Origin of the sequence: Nocardiopsis listeri NBRC 13360 (genome assembly GCF_001570765.1) — a bacterium.
Taxonomy (GTDB): Bacteria; Actinomycetota; Actinomycetes; order Streptosporangiales; family Streptosporangiaceae; genus Nocardiopsis; species Nocardiopsis listeri.
In genome coordinates this window covers 22,833-42,691 of record NZ_BCSH01000042.1, presented here as the reverse complement: position 1 = coordinate 42,691, position 19,859 = coordinate 22,833, and the positions used below count along the sequence as shown (strand labels likewise).

Below are 19,859 nucleotides of genomic sequence, written 5' to 3'. Positions count from 1 at the left end.
GCACCCCGGTCCGGAAAGTTGCTCGGAATTGCTCCCACGGGCCCTACCGAAGTCTGGAAACGCGCGGTGGCGGTCGGCGAGACTGGTCTTCTCCACCCCCGAGCAGAGGAAGCCTGCCCCATGAAGCTGCGCAAGATAGGCACCACCTCACAGGACGGCGGATGTCCGACGCTGCACGAGACCGACACCGGTGACATCGTGGTCCAGGGCGATCGACTGACCGACCCCGAAGCGTTGGCCCAGCTGAGCGACGTTCTGGAAGGTGAGGAGTTCATCGTCGTCCCCCGAACCCTACTGACGCGCTTCGCCCCCAAGGAGTGAGATGGCCCCGATCCTCAGCGGAGAGGACTTCACCGACCTCTTCCGCCGCTACCGGCACACGGCCTGGCGGCTCGAAACCCGCTCCCACTACGGAAAGCTCAACGAGGATCAGCCCTTCCAGGACTGGTCGGCGGGCAAGGACCCCGGCCTGGAATGGTTCAAGCCCTGGCTGCGCATGATGCGCGAGGAGCTCGCCACCGGCAAGCGCATGGAGCGGGTAAGGCTCATCGATGACCCGCCCTCGGACTACCTGCGTTGGGAGTTGTGGGGGACTCCCTACAACCTCGGTGTGGGTGAGGACATCCGTTATCTGCCCCGTGACCACCCGATCGTCGCCGAACTCCCCGACCACGACTTCTGGGTCTTCGACAGTCGTACGGTGGCTCGCCTGGAGTTCGACGGCGACCGGTTCCTCGGAGCGAGCCTCAGCGAAGACCCCGGGTACGTGTTGACCGCTCTCCAGGCACGCGACGCGGCGTGGCATCATGCTCTGACGTTCACGGAGTACATGGCGACAAGGGCACGATGACCGACTACCAGACGGCTCGAGTCTCGCTCGGTGTCCGCTTGCGCGAACTTCGGAGCGAGGCCGGGCTGTCCGGCAGGGAACTCGCGACGCGCCTGGGTTGGCACCCCTCCAAGGTGTCGAAGTTGGAGCATGGCAGGCAGACCGCGAGTGTGGAGGATCTGCGTTCGTGGGCGCGAGTGTGCGGACGCCCACAGGCGACGGAAGGGCTATTGGCCCAGCTCCGCTCCTTGGAGACCCACTACGCGAGCTGGCGCCGGCAACTCGCCGGCGGCCACGGACCACGTCAACGCTCGTACTCACCCCTGGACGCACGCACCCGATGTTTCCGGATCTTCGAGACGGCGTGTGTTCCCGGGCTCCTCCAGACCAGCGACTACGCCAAGTTCATGTTCCGTCGGGGAGTGCGTCGCCACCGCACACTCGACGACGTGGACGAGGCGGTACGCGCCCGAATGGAACGGCAGGGCATCCTCGACCTGCCCGACAAGACCTTCCGTTTCCTGCTCTGGGAGCCCGCTCTACGAATCCGGCTGGGCCCGGACACGGTCATGGTCGAACAGCTCTCCCGCCTCGCCTCGGAGATCGCTCGGGAAAGGGTGGAGATCGGGGTGATTCCCCTGGCCGTGAGCATGGACGTGGTGCCCTCGCATGGGTTTTGGATCTTCGACGACGACCGGGTGTTGGTGGAGACGATCGGGGCCGAACTCTGCCTGACCGAGGAGGTGGCGGTGACGCCCTACGTGCGGATGTTCGACGAGCTGGCACGTTCGGCGCTACGTGGTCTGGCCGCCATCCGTTTGGTGGAGGCGGTGCGCCGCGACCTGGGTAGGGGTACCAAGACCTCGCCCGACAGGAAGTGAACACGCCGCTTCTCGTCGGTCAGGGGCCACCGATCGCGAGCAGGTGCGCGTGGTGTTCCTAACGCTCCCCCCCGTTGGGCGCCACCTTCACCCCCTTCCGATGGCTCCGGGTGGGGGGAGCACCTTCGCCTCTCCCGCGCCACCCCTGCCCGTCACCAGCGCCAGGATGTAGCCCGGCCTCCTCAGGTCCGCCCAGGTGAACCGGACGATGCGCACGTCCGGGTACAGCACCTGTAGGGCGTTCTGTCGCTCCCGGTCCCTGGCCAGGGCGCGCGCGGTGCCGTGCGGTCCGAGCCCGTCCGCCTCTCCGATGAGCCGGGTCTTTTCCCACCAGAAGTCCACCACCGCCACGGTCCTGCCCGACCGGTCGGTGAAGCGGCGCTGAAGTTCGTCCGGGGGCACCCCACCGTCCTGGCAGATCAGCCGGATGCGTGTCTCCAGCGGGCTCTGCGCCCTGCCATCGGCCAGCCTCCACCACCGCCGCACGTCCACGCACCTCGCCCGCCCCCGCATCACCCGGTTCATGGGCTCGATGTCCTCCTGCCTGAGTAATCCTTGATTGAGGGCCGAGTCCATCAGGCACACGGCGCTCTCGCGGTCCAGAGCCGGGACGGTGTCGCGCAGGGTCCGTCCAGGGTCGGTGACCCTCAGCCCGTCGCCGAGCACGGTGATCTCCTCGGGGCGCACGTTCCAGCCGCGCAGGTCCACTCTGGTCAGCTTCCGTGGCTTCTTCAGGGCGGGGATGACCATGTGGACTCGGCGGCCATCCCACCGTTCCAGGCCCCGCATGCCCCACAGCCTGGCGGCGGTCGGTCCGGCCGCGCACGCGCGCGACCCCAAAGCGAGCTGGGCGGCCATGACCAGGCAGCGCAACCGTTCGGGTGTGCCAGCTGCGGGCATGAGGTGGCGCACCACGTAGACCTGAAGGTGGGGGTGCAGCCACTCGCCTCGTCGAACCATCCGCCGGAGGTCGTACTTGTGCAGCCCGCATGCTTGGGCCTGCGGGTAGGAGAGGACACCGTACTGGGCGGCCGCGACCGTGAGGGCCGCCGCCATGGGGTCCAGGGTGGGAGAGCTCGGCGGGCCAAGGCCGGGGAGGTCGGGGCGCTGGGGGTGGCTCATTCCTCCACTATCCGCGCGCCCCGCCCCTGGCACCATGGCCGATGCGGCGCCTGTGGACAACCGGCGCCGCATCGCACCAACCCGCCTCCCCGCGCCCCGGGCGGGCAAGACCTCAGCCCACCGGCACGGCCTCGGGAGCGGTGAACCCGCGCGGCAACAGCGCCTGTTCGGCGTCGGCGATGACGCCCGCCGGACGACCATCCAGGGTGACGGGGCCCTGCGGGCTGTGCATGGGGAACAGCAGCCACAAGCCGTACGGGACGCCGTCGGCCTCCCTGGCCGCTGCGATGAGCTCACCGGGCAGGGCGGGAAAACGTGAGCGGACCCGGTCCCGGATCTGTTCGGGGGCGACTCCGAGCCTGCCCAGGGAACCGATGGCCTGGGTGATGCGCAGGGCCCGCTCCAGGTCCAGGGGGTACAGCTCCAGGCGCGGGGTCGCCTCGCCTCGGCCCGGCCCGAGGCGGCCGCGGCGATCTGTACCAGGGCGGTGTCGGGGAAGGGTTCCATCCCTTCGAGTGCGGCCACTCGTGAGGTGTCGCGGAACCGCTCTCCCGCCCTGTCCCAGATCTCCGACAAGGCTTGGGAGGGGATCGAAACACCCTTGAACAGTACGGATCAGACCTTGTTCACGCACGGGGTTCGATGCTGCGCGCGGTTGTTCCGGGGCCGCGAGCGACGGCCCCGGAACGTCGGGGTGGGCACGATGCCCTCACACGACCGCGACGACGACGCCGACCATGGCGATGAGCACGGTCATGGTGGCGATCATCGCGCTGAAGGACGACCGCAGCGCCACGGGCAGGGACTTCTTCTCCTCTCGGGCGAGGGTGAAGGCTCCGAAGGCGCACAGCAGGGCCAGGACGCCGGCGACGAAGAGGGAGATGAGAACCACGAGGAGCTTGGCGGGCATGTGTCGATGACCTCTATTCGTAAGAGCATTACGGAGAGCGACGAACTGGGGGTGTGACTCTAGGCGCCTGAGCGGGTCACGGCACAGGACTGGTTCTACGATGACCACAGTAACGCCCCGATGCAGCACGCACAACTATTTACCGCACTCAATGCATGGTTTACACTAAAGGAGACCCCCGGGGCGACCCTCCGAGGACACCAAAATCCCACCTGACCAGGAATTACGGCAAACAACGAGACGGGGAGCATGAACGAGACTCTGCCGCTACATGAGCTCCAAGACCTTGTCCGCACCTTGCGGGAGGGTCTTCAGTCAGCTCCGATGAACGATCGAGCCACGGAGACCGAGACCGAACACGCCGCTGTCATGTGGGTACTCACCAGCGCGTTCATCACTTTCTGTGAGGAAAACGGACTCGTAGGGCCCACCGCGCTCACACGAGGGAACGCATCGACCGACGCCCACGGGACCGACTCACTGCGTGTCATCGAGCAGGCCATGGCGGAAGTGGTCGAAGTACATCCGGCGCTCACGGAGGTCTTCCATGGTCACTCGGAAACTTGGCGTGCGCGCCGTCCGGATGAGGCCGCGGCACGGAGGTTGGTGACCTACTGGCGTAACAGGACCCGAACACTCTCACGACCTGGATCCACGCACTGGCGCGCCGGGACGGAGCTGGACACCCGCCACTTCGGCGATCTCTACCAGCACCTCTCCGAGAGCTCGCGCAAGGGTTACGCCCTGCTGACCACCCCCGACTTCGTCATCGACCTGGTTCTCGACCGCTCGTTGGGGCGGGCCTTGGAGGACGTCGGCAGCGTCACCGAGCAGGGCCTTCGCTACATCGATCCCGCCTGCGGTTCTGGCGGCTTCCTCCTGGGTGCCTTCCAACGGGTGCTGTCGAAGATCCACGAGGAAAGGCCCGCTCTGCCCGGAGACGAGGCCGTGGCGTTGGCCCTGAGATGCGTGCACGGAGCCGACCTCAGTCCGATCGCCGTCATGGTCAGCCGCTTCCGGCTCGCGATCGAGGCGATCAGGTGCTCCGGCGGTGCCTCCGTGGAGGCCCAACGGCGATGGCGCGTCCTCGTCGTCGAGGCGGACTCACTGCTGGAGGGTTCCGGTGCGCCTGTCGCCCTTCGTCAGCGCCCGCCCTCCAAGGGTGGCGTGCCCCCGTACACGGCCGGTCACGAGAAGGTGCTCGGCCGTTCCACCTATGACGCGGTGGCCACCAACCCTCCCTACATCGTCTCCAAGGACAAGGACGCCATGGAGGCCTACCGCGAGGGGTACCCGAGCGCCCGCTCCGGCCCATTCGCCCTGACCGTCCCCTTCACCGAATGCGCCTTCGCCCTGGCCCGGCCCGGGGGACGTGTCGGATTGCTGATGGCGAACTCCTTCGCCAAGAGGGAGTTCGGCAAACCCCTGGTCGAAGACTTCCTGCCCCAGGTGGACGTGGACGGTGTCATCGACACCTCCGGCGCCTACATCCCCGGCCACGGAACGCCGACCCTCGTCCTCACCGGGCGCGACCGTGCGCCGTCCCAGGCCTCGACCGTCACCATGGTCAGTGGCAAACGTGGTGAGCCCTTCGCGCCGGAGGTCCCGAGCCAGGGCAAGGTGTGGACCTCCATCAAGGACCGTCTGAACAAGGTGCCCAGCGAGGACGGCTGGACGGCCTCGCAGGAGCGTCCGCAGCAGGAGTTCTGGTCCCACCCTTGGCGGCTCGGCTCCGCTGAGACCGATGCCGTGTTCCGGTCACTGCGTTCGAAGACCCTGTTGAAGGACCATGTCCACCGCATCGGATACATCGCGAGCACGGGGGCTGACGACCTGTTCTCGATGACCTCCGCGTCGATGCGGCGTTGGGGGGTGGAAGCGACGGCCACCATCGACCTGGTCACCGGTTCCCAGGTCCGGGACTGGCAGGTCCGCAGCGAGCTTCGGGCCTTCTTCCCCCGCACGTGGCAAGACCGCCGCGAACTGGTCGACCTGCGAAGGCTCCCCGGACACCGTAGAAGGCTCTGGCCCTACCAGAGCGTCCTCGCAGGACGCTCCCGCATCTCTCCCCAGAAGTGGTACGACTGGCACCAGCTGACCACCAACCGGGACGTCTCCTCGTGGTCGATCGTCTTCCCGTGGGTCGCCACCCACACGCATTTCGCCCTGAACCGGATCCCGAACGCTCCACTCAACTCGGCTCCGGTCATCGAGCTGCCCTCCTCCATCACCGAGGACACGGCCTTGGGGCTGCTCGGGGTCCTCAACAGCTCCACGGCATGCTTCTGGCTGAAGCAGGTCAGCCAGAACAAGGGCAACCCTCGCGGGGACCAGATCAGGTCGGGAGATGGTTGGGAGGCGATCTACGAGTTCACCGCCTCTCGGATGGTCGACCTGCCGATCCCCGCTCTCAACGAGATCGAACTGCCTCGCGAACTGGCGACGCTCGCGCAGCGGCTCCTGGATCTACGTACCGAGGTCGAATCCTCGGTCACTCCACCGGCCGCTGAACGGATCGCCGAGCTGGGTGAGGAATGGGACGCGACCCTTCAGCGCATGATCCTTCTCCAGGAGGAGCTCGACTGGCGTATCTACGAGTCCTACGGGCTTGTCCCCACGGGGACCCTTCCCCACGTACCCCTCGACTCGCTGCCTGCCGGAATCGTCCAGGGGCAACGGGCCTTCGAGTTCTCACTGGCCCGCGAGGGATTCGACGACCCCGAAGAGTTCGAGGAAGAGGAGTGGTTCACCAGGAACGCCATCGATCGCTTCACTGAGCTTCCCGACCATTGGTCGGCCGACTACCGCCTTGCCCTACAGCGGCGTATCGACGTTCTTCGTGAACACCCCTCACTTCGGGTCTTGGAAAGCCCGACCTTCAAACACCGGTGGGTCACGCCCTCGTGGGAGTCCGTGTGGCGCCCCGCCATCGCCTCCTGGCTCCTGGAACAGTGCGAAAGACGAGAATTCTGGTACACGCGGGGAATGGACGGTGTCGACCGTCCCATCGTGCGAACGGTGTCGGAACTGACGGGGCTGTTGGAGAAGGATCCGATCGTGGTCGCCGCGGTCGAGGCCTACAGCCCCGGCTCCACCATGAGGAACCTGCTGCCAGAACTGCTACGGGAAGAACACGTTCCCTTCCTCTCGGCTCTCAGGTTCCGAGCTGCGGGATCGCGCAAGCACCGGGAGTGGACTCGGATGTGGGAGCGACAATGGTCTCGGGAGAACGCTCAGGACGAAACCCTCGAACCACCCGAACCGTGGGTCGAGAAGTCCCCGCCCAAGTTCACCGCCGCAGACTTCCTCAGAAAGTCGTACTGGGCCAACCGGGGCAAGTTCGACATGCCCAACGAAAGGTTCACCTCCTACTCCATCAACGCCTCCCCCGGACTCACCGCGACCAGTGTCCTCGGATGGGCCGGATGGGACGCTCGGGAACGAGCCTGGGCCCTGGTGGATCTCATCGAGCAGAACCTGGCTCCGCCCCAGGCCACAACGGAGACCTTGATCCCGTTGCTCGCGGGGCTGGCCGAGGTCCTGCCCTGGGTCGACCGGGTGGGCGCCGGGATCGGCCCTCGGCACTCTCCGGGCGACGCCCATGAACTGAAGGAACGATTCGGCGGGTACCTGGACCGGCTGGAGCTCACACAGGAGTTGCTCTCCTCGTGGGCGCCGCCCGCGCCTCGTCGCGGACGTCCGCCGAAACACGCTGGAAGCTGACCGGTCCGAACGCCCAAGCCATGGTCGGACACCAGAGGAATCCGGTACCGCCGGACGGCCACCATGCCCGGGGAGGTCCGTTATTGGCCGGAAGCGGCCACCGGACGCTCTGGCTTCGGGGACCCCGTTCCGAAGCTGGTAGGAACGTTGGGTGATCACCTTGGGCGACAAAGGTGATCGGGAGAACTCGAACGGCGGTGCGAGGAGCAGTGCGTGGGCAAGGATGACGAGCGGCGGGCCAAGGTCGTCGACTTCTGGCGCGCGGTGGAGATGTTCGAACCCACGGACGTGCCGTATCCCACCAAGAAAGGCGCCTACAGGCCGGTGATCGACCTGCGGGAGGAAGCACCCCTGCCGTGGAGTCCAGAGCACCGTTACCAAGGTGGAGAACAACCTCGGGCGGGGCAGCAGTGGAGGCACACCGTGTACTGCGGAGTGTTTCCGTTGGAGTCGGTCCAGCACCTTCTCGAAGAGCGGTTCGGACGAGACGACGAGGACGCCGACGACTACGCCCCTGGGGACGCGGCGCTCTTCGCCTTCGAGGTCGACCATCTGGGCCGAGCGCTCTTGGAGAGCGATTCCCTGTCCAGCTGCGGTTGGTCGGTCGGCCGGACCGTCGGGGTCGGACCGGACTCTCCTGAGTGGTTGAACGGGTTCGAAGCCGCCCAGGAACGCTGTCGTCTACTGTTCGAGTGGCTGGTGACCGAACCCGCCCCGGGGCCGGCACGTGCCCTGATGTCCTTGGTGAGTGGGGAGGGCTTTCTCGAACTCTCCCTGGGGGAGCTGTGGGACCTGGCAGAGGAGGTCCTGGACGGTATCCGTCGTGAGGACGACGAGGACTCCGGTCAGGCCCTGTTCCCGGGGTTGGGCGAGGAAGTCGATGCCCCGCACGGGCGCCGTCGAAGGGTGCTCGGTAAGGAGGAGCTGGAGGCGTGCCTGAGCGTGGCGCTCACGATCAGCGGCGCCGACTCCTTCGTGCCCTCGACCCTGCGAGTCGCCAGTCGCCGGATCTCGGACGCGGGCGCCACCAAAGAGGAGACGCGCCAGCTCGCGGTCCTACAGCAGCGGGCCGCCGCCCGAGACGAATGCGATTTCCCCGAGAAGCCCCCGCAGCCGGGTGAGTCCGTCTTCCTCAACAGTTTCATCTCCGAGGACCTGGGACGTGTGGCGACCGCCCTTCGAGAGGGCGGCGCCGGAGAGGCCCTGCGCACCTACCTGTACTCGGAGTCCGAGTGCGAGGCCATCGAACGGGTGGACCTTCGTCAAGAGGGTTCGGAGCTGCTGCGACGCGTCCTGCCCGAACGCATGCCCTTGGGCCGATGGCCCAGCAAGGACACCCATCCCTTGGCGCTGAGTCAGCAGATCGCGGTCAACAGCATCGTGGGCAGGATCGGCGACGATGCGGGGATCTTCTCCGTCAACGGCCCTCCGGGAACGGGCAAGACCACGCTCCTGCGAGACCTGATCGCCCATGTCGTGGTCGAACGGGCCATGGCCCTGAGCACCCTGGCCCGACCCGAGGACGCGTTCACGGACCCGACCGGGTGGAGTACCGAAGACGGCTCCACCACCGTGTACCCGTTCATTCCGCCCTTGACCGGACACGAGATCGTGGTCGCCTCGGCCAACAACGGCGCGGTGGAGAACGTGACCAGGGAGATCCCCTCCGTTGAGGCCGTGGACGAACAGTGGCTCGACCGCGCGGACTTCTTCGCCGAGATCGGCGGACGGGTGTTGGGCAAGCCCGCTTGGGGGACGATGGCGGCCCGGCTCGGCAACATGACCAACCGGAACCACTTCGCGCAGCATTGGTGGCAGGGCGGTTACGGGGAAAGAGTCAACGGCCGATACGTGCCGCCTCCCGGTGGGATGCGCGAGTTCCTCAAGGACGCAGCGGGCACCAAGCGACCCAAGAACATCAAGGCCAAGCGGTGGCGCAAGGCCGTAGAGACGTTCACGGACGTGGTCCGCAAGGCCGAGGACCTGCGCACCGAGCAGAGCGACCTCACCCGGTTGTGGAACCGAATGAGAAAGCTCCAAGGGTCCTCCTCTCCGACGGACCAGGCCGAACTGGAGCGCTTGCGTGAGCGGAACCACCGCGCCAGGGCACGCTTCGGTGACCACATTCCGACCACGGCGCTGCTCGAGGATGACGCCGAACGGGAACTGAGCTCTCCCTGGAACGATCCGGAGACCACGCGAGCACGCACCGAGGTCTTCCTGGCCGCGCTGCGACTGCACCAGGACTTCATCGAGGCCGTGCCGGGAAAGATGTTGCGCAACCTCCAGGCCGCCGAGGCGGTGTTGCGGGGCCGTGCGCCCGGGGAGGCGTCGGAGCAAGCGATCCTGTCCGCTTGGCAGAGCCTGTTCTTCGTCGTCCCGGTGGTGTCGACGACCTTCGCTTCCTTCGCCCGGTTGTTCGGCGGGCTGGGTTCGGAGTCACTCGGCTGGCTGCTGGTGGACGAAGCCGGACAGGCCACACCACAGCAGGTGGTAGGTGCCCTGTGGCGTTCACGCAGGGCGGTCATGGTCGGCGACCCACTTCAGTTGGAACCGATCTGCACCCTGCCGTTCACCACCCAGCAGGCGCTTCGCCGCAAGTACGCGGTGGACGAGAAATGGCTGCCGGTGTGGTCGTCGGTACAGACGCTGGCCGACCAGGTGAACCCGTTGGGTACCGAACTGGTCGGCGCCGACGGAGACGAGATCTGGGTCGGGGCGCCCTTGCGTGTTCACCGGCGCTGCGACGACCCGATGTTCAGCGTCTCCAACAAGGTCGCCTACCAGGAGATGATGGTCCACGGCACCCCGCAGCGGTCACCATCGAAGCTGTACCGGAGCCTGTGGATCGACGTCCCCAACCGTGAGGGGCACAGCGAGGAGAGTTGGATCCCCGCCGAGGGCCAAGCCCTGAAGCGTGTTCTCACCCAGTTGGAGGGCACGGGACAGAAGATGAACCAGGTCTTCGTGATCTCCCCGTTCCGCACGGTGGCGAAGAAGGCGTTGGGGATCGCCAGGGCGTTCGGGGTCACCGATGGCGGAACGATCCATCGGACTCAGGGGCGTGAGGCGGACGTCGTGGTCTTCGTACTCGGTGGGGACCCGCGTAGGCCCGGTGCCAAGCGGTGGGCCGCGAAGAAGCCCAACCTCGTGAACGTGGCGGCCAGCCGTGCGAAGCGGCGACTTTATGTGATCGGAGACCACGCCTCCTGGTCACAGCTGGACCACTTCGATGTCCTGGGCAGTGAGCTGGATACCTGGGAGATCACCCTGTAAGGGCCTCCTCACTCATCGACTTCGGGCACTCCCCGCGATACGTCCCCGGGGGTCGGCTCCCTCCCTGTCAGGGCTTACGTCGAAGTCGGTCGGAATCATTCGTTGACCGCGGCGGTGTGCCCGGCGGTCTCGCACCGTACCGCGAGTTCGTCGTAACAAGTGGGTACCGGCCGGTAACGCTTGAGCCGGTTGATATCCCTACAGAGTAGGGCTGCACCTTCCGCTGAAGGAAACATGGCGATCAAAAATCTCATATCCGCTACTCGGGGAGGGCCTCTCCCGTCTCCAGCTCTCTCCTTAGGGGTCACCTGCCCAACTCTCCGAGTACTCTGCGGGCCATGCGTTTGCTGATCATCTCCGACACCCACCAGCCGCGACGCGCCCGCGACCTTCCCGCCCAGGTATGGGAGGAGGTCGACCGCGCGGACGTCGTCATCCACGCGGGAGACTGGTGCGACCTCGACTCGCTGCTCTCCCTCCAGGCGCGAGCCCAGCGGGTCATCGGCGTGCATGGCAACAACGACGGTCCCGAACTGCGCGAGCGACTGCCCGAGGTGGCGCGCGAGGAGCTGGGCGGCATGCGCTTCGCCATCGTGCACGAGACAGGACAGGCCAAGGGGCGAGAGAGCCGGTGCGCGAAGCGCTTCCCCGACGCGGACGTACTGGTCTTCGGCCACTCGCACATCCCCTGGGACAGCCGCGCCGACACCGGACTGCGATTGCTCAACCCGGGTTCGCCCACCGACCGCCGCAGACAGCCCCACCACACCTACATGACGGCCGAGGTCAACGACGGCCGGCTCGACGTGCGGCTGCACCGCGTCGAGACCGATCGCTGCTCCTCGCACCCGACCCGCTGAGGCTCCCGCGCGGGTCCAGAACCTCGGCCTCACCTCATTCCCCGGGATCGCCCTGCCTGACCGCCCCCGACCGCTCCATCACCCACACACCCGAGCCGACCGAAGTGGGTCACGGTGTGACAGGGCGTGCACACGCAGATCAGCCACCGCAGGGCCTGGACATCGATCCGTTCAAGGAACGAACGGGTCGCGTCAAGTTCGGAGGGCGAGAGTCCTCCGGGCATCGGCCCATAGCCGGTCGAACTCCCGCGCGGAGATCTCGCGGGCGTGCGGTTGCTCCCGCCAACCGTCCAGACGGCCCTCCGCGAGCACGCCGTATCGACGCTCGTACCGGCTCATCGCCCCCAGGTCACCGTGATCGCGCAGGCTCAGCACCTCTTCCAAGGAAGCAGCCGTCATCGGCACCGCATCCGCTTCTCGAACCTCGACCTGGCGGACCGCCCAGTCCTCGCCGTCGACCTCGAAGTACCGCCGAAGCCCCTCGTCCTCGTCATAGACACGGAACCAGTCGCTCATGCCACCCTCTCCCCTTGGCCGATCACTCATCCTCGCAGCCACCGGCGGCCACGGAGACGACGGTGGGTTCGGCCACGGCGACTCGAAGCTCTCACTCCCGCCCCGTGACCTCACCACACCCTCTGGGCCGGCGCCCACGAGCAACTTCGAGTGAGGGCGTCGGCCGGCCACCGAGCACAGGCTTTGATGAAGGTGAGACAGCCGCTCAAAACCTCGAACCGTCCCGCGTCCACCCGTGCCCTCCACGGCTGAGACCGGGGGCCGCACCACTGAGAAACATCAACAGCGATACGGCGAAGTGGCTACCGTCACCAGATGGTGAACATCCGTAATTTCCGGCATACCTGTTACACGGTTGCCCGTCTCACGGGCGGCAAGGTGGTCGGATTCCGCATCGCTAACGGGGTCATACCCAATTTCCACCAAGGTCTCATCGGTTACCACGACCGCACGGTCGCCGTGGCCTGCACGCGTGATTCGGCGATACTGGCCGTGGCAGAGCCTCCAATCACCGACTTCGCCACCGGCTTCGTGGAGTCGGGCCCGTTAATGTTCGTCGACGCTCCCGCGCTGACGGCCGCCTTGGCGAAGACGTCAGGGTTTCAGGTGCTGACCCCGGCCGAATTGAACGGCCCGTTCGATGCCGCGGCCTGGCCTGAGGTCCTGGCGAGCGACATCGAGTATTGGCGGCCCGAAAGCCTCGGTGAGGCGCTCTTCAACTACTGGGACTGACGAGCGACAGAGCTTCGCCGTTCTCCGGCCGCCGTCGATCCCGAACCACACCGTTCGCGGTCCAGGGTGGGTGCGTACACGCCAGGGCCGTTGATCGGGGTTTTTCGGGCGGCGCAGACCCCGGGCCCGGACCGAGTCCGACCTGTGCACTGGGCAACCTGGTCCGCTGTTTCCTTGAGCCGGGTCAGCGGGAGGAAGCGGTGGTTCTGTCCGATCAGGCTTTGCGCATCCACCGAGAGACGAAGGATCGGGCGAGCGAGTTCGCCTGTCTGACCGCCGTGAGCACCGCCCGAAGGGAAGAAGGTCAGGCCGAACTCGCTCTGGTCTTGACGCAGAAGACCTTGGATATCGCCCACGAGCTCGACCTGGCCGTCTATGAGGGGTTCGCCCACCTGGAACTGGGCCGGGTCCGCGCGATGCTCCACCACCACGAAGAGGCCTTGGCCCACTTCCACCAGGCGGCGTCTGTGCACCGTTCGATCGACGAACACGTCCGTGAGGCCGAGTCCTTCGAGGGCGTGGGCGAGGTCCATCAAGCCCTCGAACGCCCGGATGAAGCGGTGCGCTTCTTCCGACAGGCGGCCAACGGCTATCGAAGGCACGGGGCCCGGTGGAACCCGGCCATCTGCCTGGATCGTCTGGCCACCGTGTTGGAGGCCTCCGGGGAGCATGGCAGCGCCCTCGAACACCGGCGCGAGGCTCTCGCGGCCTTGGACGGCTTCACCGATCCCCGCGCCGAGCGCCTACGCGAACAGATCACCGCCCATGCCCCAGACGGCACCACGTCCTGAGACCACCCGGGTACGCACCCACACCGTCCGCGAGGCCCTGCTCGACGCATGGGTTCGATACCGGAGAGGCGACCGGCCGTGAACCTCCGCTCCCGGTGAGGTTCAGGGCTCGGTCACGATGAACGCCCCTTCCGGTCGCTACTCGGAGTTCGCCGGCTGTGAGCCGCGCCCGTGTGAGTCCTTGATGAAGAAGGAACCGACGATACCGAACACACCGATGATCGCGGCCACCAGGAACGAGACGTTCGCGCCGTGGATCAGCCCTTCCGCTCCGTACACCTCGGGGTCACGGGCGGCCATGGTCATGACGCTGACCAGGACCGCCGTTCCGATCGAGGAGGCGACCTGACGCATGGTGTTGTTCAGCGCCGTCCCGTGTGGGATGAGTCGCTGCGGAAGCTGATTGAGCGCTGCCGTGGTCACCGGCATCATGACCATGGAAACACCGAGCATGCGCACCATGTTCACCGACGCGAGGTAGGCGAACGACGTGTCCACGGTCAGCACTGCGAGCATGAAGGTGGTGACGGTGAGCAGGGTGAATCCGATGACGGAAAGCCACTTCGCTCCGATGGCGTCGAAAATTCTTCCGGTGACCGGCGACATCAACCCCATCACGGCGGCACCGGGCAAAAGGGCCAGACCCGATTCCATCGCGGTGAAGTCACTCATGTTCTGCATGTACAGAGGCAGAATCAACATGCCTCCAATCATGGTGATGAACACGAGCATCCCCAGCACCGTGTTGAGGGTGAACATGGGGTACCGGAGCACTCGGAGCTCAAGGATCGGTTCGTCCAGTCTCAGCTGACGCCAGATGAAGAGGGCCAACCCGATCGCACCGACGATCAACGGCAACAGGACCAGGGGGCTCGCCCATCCCGCGTCTCCGACCGTGCCGAAGCCGTAAAGAAGGCCACCGAATCCCACGGACGAGAGGATGATCGACAGAACGTCCAGACGCGGAAAGGTTCGTTCGGTGACGTTTCGAAGGATGAAGTACGCGACGATCAGCACGATGATGGCGATCGGCAGCATCATGTAGAACAGGACCTGCCAGGGGAAGTGATCGACGATCCACCCGGACAGGCTCGGCCCGATGGCGGGGGCGAAGGAGATGACGAGCCCGAAGGTGCCCATCGCCGTACCGCGCTTGTCTCGAGGGAAGATCGCGAAGAGGATCGTCTGCATCAACGGCATGATCATCCCACCACTGGCGGCTTGGACCACCCGCCCGATCAGCAGAACGGGGTAGACGGGCGCCAGGGCGCAGATCAGTGTTCCGGCAACGAATATCCCCATCGCGGCCAGGAACAGGAAGCGCGTCGTGAAGTTCTGGATCAGGAACGCGGTGATCGGGATCATGATCCCGTTGACCAGCATGAAGGTGGTCGTCACCCATTGCGCCGCACTCGCGGTGATCCCGAAGTCCCGCATGAACGCGGGCAGCGCCGTGTTCAGCAGGGTCTGGTTGAGGATGATGACGAAAGCACCTGAGACCAGCACGGCCAGGACCACGTTCCGGTTCACCGGATCCGGATCGTGTGCGTCAGCCCGTTGGGCGTCCCCGTTCGTCAAGGTGAAGTCTTCTCTCATGTGGTCATTGGTCCTGGACGGTGTGTCCGCCAGGGTTCCCGTTGTTCTCGGTGGGCGGGTGGCGTCGAGTGGCCGGCCCTCGATGCGCCGGCCCTCGATGCGCCGGCGTGACCGGGCCCACGCGGCGGGCCCACGCGGGCATCAGCGTCGATGATCAGGCATACGGCCTCGATGACCTTATTCCCGCCCCGGGCCGTGTCGCGACGTGGCCGGGCGATCGGCGCCGCATCGGCGACCGGGGCCCCGCCAGGGACGTCCACGACCTTGGTCCCGCGCTCGTGGGAGCGTTCGGACCGCCTGTTGGTGATCGGTGAGGCCGGTGCTCCCGTCCCACGCTGGGAGTTCCGCCCACGCGCGGGCCGCCCGGGGCAGGAACCACCTCACAGAATGGTGGATAAACCAACCTGCACAAAACCGACACCCTTGACATCGTGGCCCCAGGTGATCGGTCGACCTCCCCCGAAGTCTCGGGCAGGCTGAACGGTGCTCTCGAAGGCGAGGAGTTCATCATCGTTCCTCCTACCCCGCCGGCGCGTTCGGTCGCCAAGGAGTGAGAGAACCAGCTCACAAGGGGAGGGCCTCACCGGTCTCTTCCGCCACCACCGGCAGAGCGTCCGGCGCGCCCCGCGTTCCAAGAAGGGCCGAGCTCCTCATTCCCGGTGCCGCGAGGATCCTTCCGTGTCGGCGTCTTCGGGGCGTGCCAAAGCCGCGTACATCAGGGTCAGGCGGGAGGCCACCCCGGTGGTGGCGCCCTCCCAGTACGCGAGGGGATCGAACGGGCGAGGGTGGAGCGGGGCGGGTGCGACCTCCCGCTCCCAGAAGTCACCGGCGCGGTCGACCAGGGGTTCCACCTGCATGGACAGTTCCCCCGAGGGCTCATCGGCGGCGGGCCCCAGCGCGTCGAACACCGCCTCCTCTGGCCACCCCGACCAGGCGAACAGCGCCAGGGGGTCATGGTCCGATCGTTCGGCGAAGGCGAAGAGGACGGCGGCGCCGTGCTTACAGGGGTGTCCACCGTAGTCCGGACAACTGCACGTGATGGTGAGGTCGTGGACGGAGTCGGGGAAGAGCAGAGCCCCGTGGCGAGCGAAGACGTCCTCGACGTCCTCGGGCATCAGGCCCTCCAGCAGGTCCGCGCGGGCGTGGGGAATCCGACCCAACTCGCCCAGGGCCCCTTCCCAACCGGTGTCGGACGGACCACCGATCGCCACCCGGTAGGGGCGCCCCCGCGAGCCTTGGACCTGAGCGGTGACCCTGCACCGGTCGGGGTCGATGGTGAGCCCTTGGACCGCGCCCCGAACGAAGTAGGGGCGGCCCCGGGAGCGACGGACCCGATCCCCGTCGTCCACCCCCCTCAACAGACGCAGCGCCCACCAGTTCTCGGGGGCGGCCTTGCCAACCATCACGCCACCGCTTCGGGGGCCAGGCGGATGGTCTCTCGGAGCTGCTCGACGCTCATGTCCGTCAAGGGACTCTCCCCACTGCCCACGGCCGCCTCGGCCAGCTGTTTCTTGCGTTCGAGCATCTGGTCCACCCGTTCCTCCAGGGTGCCCGCGCAGATCATCTTGCGCACCTGCACGTCACGTCGTTGTCCGATGCGGTAGGCCCGGTCGGTGGCCTGGTCCTCCACTGCCGGGTTCCACCACCGGTCGATGTGCACGACCTGGTGGGCGGCGGTCAGGTTCAGGCCGGTGCCGCCGGCCCTGAGGGAGAGCAGGAACACCATGGGTCCGTCGTGGACCTGGAAACGCTCGATCATCTCCTCGCGTCGGCGTCGGGGGATGCCTCCGTGCAGCCACAGGACGGGGACGTCGAGTTTACCTTCGAGGTAGGGGGCGAGTCGGGTTCCGAACTCGGTGTACTGGGTGAAGCACAGGACCTTGTCGCCGCCGGCGACCATCTCGGCGAGCAGTTGTTCCAGGCGGGCCAGTTTTCCCGAACGCCCGGCCAGGCGGGATCCGTCACCGAGCAGGTGCGCCGGGTGGTTGCACACCTGTTTGAGCTTGGTCATGGTGGCCAGGATCAGGCTCTTGCGTCGCAGCCCGGTGGCCTCGTCCACGAGTTCGGTCATCTCCTCGACCACGGCCTTGTACAGGGAGGCCTGTTCGGGGGTGAGGGTGCACCAGACCCGCATCTGGTGTTTGGCCGGCAGGTCCTCGATGATGGAGCGGTCCGTCTTGAGCCTGCGGAGCACGAACGGGGCGGTGACACGGCGCAGCCGCTCCGCCGCGGCCTTGCCCGTGTCCCGGGTGGGATCGCGGTGCAGGTCCACCACGCCTTTCTCGAAGCGTTCGCGTGAGCCCAACAGTCCGGGGTTGGCGAAGTCCAGGATCGACCACAGCTCACCCAGGTGGTTCTCCACCGGGGTGCCGGTGAGGGCGATCCGGGAGGCCGCGGGGATCGCGCGGACCGCCTCGGCCTGCTTGGTGTGGGAGTTCTTGATGTGTTGGGCCTCGTCGCACACCACCCGGGCCCAGGTGGCCTGGCCCAGTTCGGCGGCGTCGCGCACCGCCACACCGTACGTGGTCACCACCAGGTCGACGTCGGTCAGGGCCTTGGCCAGGGTCTCGCCTCGATACCGCCCGGGTCCGTGGTGGACGAGCACGCGCAGCTTGGGGGTGAAGCGTTCGACCTCCCGACACCAGTTACCGACCACCGAGGTCGGGCAGACCATCAGGGTGGGCGCCGGAACCTCGTCGGCGGCCCGTTCGTCGGCCAGCAGGGCCAGGAGTTGGATGGTCTTGCCCAGGCCCATGTCGTCGGCCAGGACCGCGCCGAGCCCGAGTCGGTCCAGGTAGCGCAACCAACCGGCCCCTCGCCTTTGGTAGGGGCGCAATCGCCCGACCAGGCCCGGTGGTTCGGTCATCGGGGTGAAGACTCGTTCGGCGCGGCCGTCCAGGAGGGCGCCGAGGTCACCGGTGGCTTCGACCTCGACGGGGAGGTCCTGGTCGGGGCCGGGGATCAACGCCATGCGCAGCGCCTCCCCCACACGCACGGTGCCCTGCCCCTTTCGGGTGATGAGGGAGGCGGCGCGGCGGAGCCGTTCGGGGTCGAAGCGCGCCCATTCCCCACGTAGGCGGATCAGGGGGCGTTTGAGGCGGGCCAGTTCGGCGAGTTCCTCGGCGGTCAGGTCGCTCTCGCCCAGGGCGAGACGGTGGTCGAAGTCGATCAGGGTGGAGCCGTCCGACGCCCCGGTGGTGAACGGTCGCGGCTCGTGCTCGGAGAGGGCGAGTTTGACGCTCATGCCCACTTCTCCGATCCATGGGGGCAGGAGCACGCCGAAGCCGGCGGCGCGCAGCGCCTCGGCGTGCCGGGTGAGGAAGTCACCGGCCTCCTCGGTGAACAGTTCCAGGTCTGCGGGTTCTGGCGATTCGTGTTCGGGGTTCAGGAGTGGGCAGGTATGGGCGGCCCGCTCCAGTTCCCGGGTGAGGGCCGGGGACGTGGCCGGTGGTAGTCGGTCGGTGCCCTCCCCCGCCCGTAGGTCCGACAGGGGGATCATGAGGGAGGGTTCCTCCACCGACTGGACCAGGATCCTCAGTCGCCAGGGTTGATCGACCGGGATGTAGAGGCCACCGGAGGCCCCGATGTCGGCGTGGACGTCGACCTCCTCGGACTCCTCGGTCGGCTCGCCAACGGCCTCTTCCAGGTCATCGACCGGTTCCCCGTCGATCTCGCCGCTCGGTTCGGGGACCGGTTCGACCAGGCGGAACACGAGTCGTACCGCGCCGGCGTACCGGTGCGCGGCGGTGAACCAGGTGTGGAGTTCCTCGGCGAAGCGGTCGGGGGCGCTGCCCGGTATCGGGGCCGGATCCTCTAGGGCCGAGTCCGCCTCGGTGAGTGCTTCCAGCCATCGGTGTTGGAGGCGTTGGTGGGCCGGAAGGTTCGGGCGATGCTCGGTGAGGCGTTCCCGGGCAACCAGGTCGGTAAGGGCGCACAGGGCGCCCAGGGCGTCGGCCATCGCGTCGGCGCCCGCCTCGTTGGGAGTCAGGTCCGGGGTGTGGTGGGCGCGCGCCACCGGTGGCAGGCCTCGTACGTGCTCGCGCAGCCAGGCCAGGGTGATGGCGTCCAGCAGGGGGCGCCACCGGGCGTGGAGTTCGGGCGCCGAACTCGGACCTTCCTGTGGAACGTGTTCGGCCACCAGACGTGGGATGACGCGACGTGCGTCGACCAGGGCGACGCCCGTGGCCAGGAGTTCGGCCAGAACCCGTAGGGATCGGCTCCGGGGCAGGACGTCGAGGTGGCGTAGGAGGGTCAGGACGTCGCCGCCGCTCAGGTCGAGGGTGGGGACCCGCCAGGGCCGCACCGTGACCTGGGTGAGGCGGAAGGGAGGCGCGGCGCGCATCACAGGCAGGTCCGGGGGTGGGACCGGGTGCCGTGGGATGCCGGGCAGGTGCAGGACCGCCTCACCGTGTCGGGGCCGAAGTGGCGGTGATGAGGAAAGACACTCGGCCAGGCCGTGCCCGTCCAGGGCGTAGGGGTGGGGTCGGATCCGTTCCTGGGAGCGGGTGGTGGCACTGAGTGTGGAGTCCAGGCCCCACACGCGCAACCGGTCTGCTTCCCAGAAGGCTTCGATGGTGCGCACCCACCCATTGTCGGTGACGGGGCTCAGTGGTGTGGATGGTT

Annotated in this window: 15 protein-coding genes; 8 read left to right on the top strand and 7 right to left on the bottom strand. The window is 67.1% G+C overall.

All coding sequences use genetic code 11. The features are described from left to right. Positions 1–120: 120 nt before the first annotated feature. From NLI01S_RS14025 to NLI01S_RS14015, 3 genes are read left to right on the top strand one after another with little or no spacing between them, the layout of a single operon-like run. A complete protein-coding gene (locus tag NLI01S_RS14025; protein ID WP_067604481.1) occupies positions 121–321 on the top strand; it encodes a hypothetical protein in 201 nt (66 codons plus the stop codon). Between the two features lies 1 nt (position 322). After that, positions 323–850 carry a DUF6879 family protein gene (locus NLI01S_RS14020; RefSeq protein ID WP_067604479.1) on the top strand — a complete coding sequence of 176 codons (528 nt, stop codon included), beginning with the start codon at positions 323–325 and terminating at the stop codon, positions 848–850. Then, positions 847–1,710, top strand: a complete 864-nt coding sequence (locus NLI01S_RS14015; protein ID WP_067604477.1) for a helix-turn-helix domain-containing protein — start codon at positions 847–849, stop codon at positions 1,708–1,710. Before NLI01S_RS14020 ends, NLI01S_RS14015 begins: the two co-directional genes overlap by 4 nt. Before the next feature lie 87 nt (positions 1,711–1,797). Here the strand turns inward: NLI01S_RS14015 and NLI01S_RS14010 are convergent, their stop codons facing one another. The 3 genes from NLI01S_RS14010 to NLI01S_RS14005 form a co-directional block, all read right to left on the bottom strand. Continuing rightward, entirely contained in the window at positions 1,798–2,832 is a 1,035-nt protein-coding gene (locus tag NLI01S_RS14010) for an endonuclease domain-containing protein (RefSeq protein WP_223809239.1), read from the bottom strand. Between the two features lie 112 nt (positions 2,833–2,944). Further along, positions 2,945–3,466: a hypothetical protein gene (locus NLI01S_RS25270; protein ID WP_223809238.1), complete on the bottom strand. Its 522-nt coding sequence runs from the start codon at positions 3,464–3,466 to the stop codon at positions 2,945–2,947. A 75-nt stretch (positions 3,467–3,541) separates the two neighbouring features. Beyond that, positions 3,542–3,742, bottom strand: coding sequence for a hypothetical protein (locus NLI01S_RS14005; RefSeq protein WP_067604475.1), 201 nt, complete (start codon positions 3,740–3,742; stop codon positions 3,542–3,544). A gap of 324 nt (positions 3,743–4,066) precedes the next feature. Here NLI01S_RS14005 and pglX point away from each other — a divergent pair, with 324 nt between their 5' ends. The 3 genes from pglX (at position 4,067) to NLI01S_RS13990 (ending at position 11,601) form a co-directional block, all read left to right on the top strand. Further along, positions 4,067–7,465: a BREX-2 system adenine-specific DNA-methyltransferase PglX gene (gene pglX / locus NLI01S_RS14000; RefSeq protein ID WP_067604473.1), complete on the top strand. Its 3,399-nt coding sequence runs from the start codon at positions 4,067–4,069 to the stop codon at positions 7,463–7,465. Between the two features lie 213 nt (positions 7,466–7,678). Then, the gene (locus NLI01S_RS13995) at positions 7,679–10,741 is read left to right on the top strand and encodes a DEAD/DEAH box helicase (RefSeq protein ID WP_067604471.1); all 3,063 of its coding nucleotides are present in this window, start codon (positions 7,679–7,681) and stop codon (positions 10,739–10,741) included. A 338-nt stretch (positions 10,742–11,079) separates the two neighbouring features. After that, positions 11,080–11,601, top strand: a complete 522-nt coding sequence (locus NLI01S_RS13990) for a metallophosphoesterase family protein (RefSeq protein WP_067604469.1) — start codon at positions 11,080–11,082, stop codon at positions 11,599–11,601. Between the two features lie 192 nt (positions 11,602–11,793). On the opposite strand, the gene NLI01S_RS13985 is transcribed toward NLI01S_RS13990, so the two are convergent. Further along, positions 11,794–12,117, bottom strand: a complete 324-nt coding sequence (locus NLI01S_RS13985; RefSeq protein WP_067604466.1) for a hypothetical protein — start codon at positions 12,115–12,117, stop codon at positions 11,794–11,796. 315 nt (positions 12,118–12,432) lie between these two features. Here NLI01S_RS13985 and NLI01S_RS13980 point away from each other — a divergent pair, with 315 nt between their 5' ends. Both NLI01S_RS13980 and NLI01S_RS13975 read left to right on the top strand, forming a co-directional pair. Then, a complete protein-coding gene (locus tag NLI01S_RS13980) occupies positions 12,433–12,849 on the top strand; it encodes a hypothetical protein (protein ID WP_067604464.1) in 417 nt (138 codons plus the stop codon). Between the two features lie 200 nt (positions 12,850–13,049). Next, the gene (locus tag NLI01S_RS13975; protein ID WP_067604462.1) at positions 13,050–13,640 is read left to right on the top strand and encodes a tetratricopeptide repeat protein; all 591 of its coding nucleotides are present in this window, start codon (positions 13,050–13,052) and stop codon (positions 13,638–13,640) included. 138 nt (positions 13,641–13,778) lie between these two features. Here NLI01S_RS13975 and NLI01S_RS13970 read toward each other — a convergent pair whose 3' ends face one another. From NLI01S_RS13970 to NLI01S_RS13960, 3 genes are all read right to left on the bottom strand, one after another. Beyond that, positions 13,779–15,236, bottom strand: a complete 1,458-nt coding sequence (locus tag NLI01S_RS13970) for an MDR family MFS transporter (protein ID WP_067604460.1) — start codon at positions 15,234–15,236, stop codon at positions 13,779–13,781. 650 nt (positions 15,237–15,886) lie between these two features. Next, positions 15,887–16,639: an SWIM zinc finger family protein gene (locus NLI01S_RS13965; protein ID WP_067604458.1), complete on the bottom strand. Its 753-nt coding sequence runs from the start codon at positions 16,637–16,639 to the stop codon at positions 15,887–15,889. Then, positions 16,639–19,818: a DEAD/DEAH box helicase gene (locus NLI01S_RS13960; RefSeq protein ID WP_067604456.1), complete on the bottom strand. Its 3,180-nt coding sequence runs from the start codon at positions 19,816–19,818 to the stop codon at positions 16,639–16,641. The genes NLI01S_RS13965 and NLI01S_RS13960 overlap by 1 nt, the downstream gene beginning before the upstream one ends. Between the last annotated feature and the right edge of the window lie 41 nt (positions 19,819–19,859).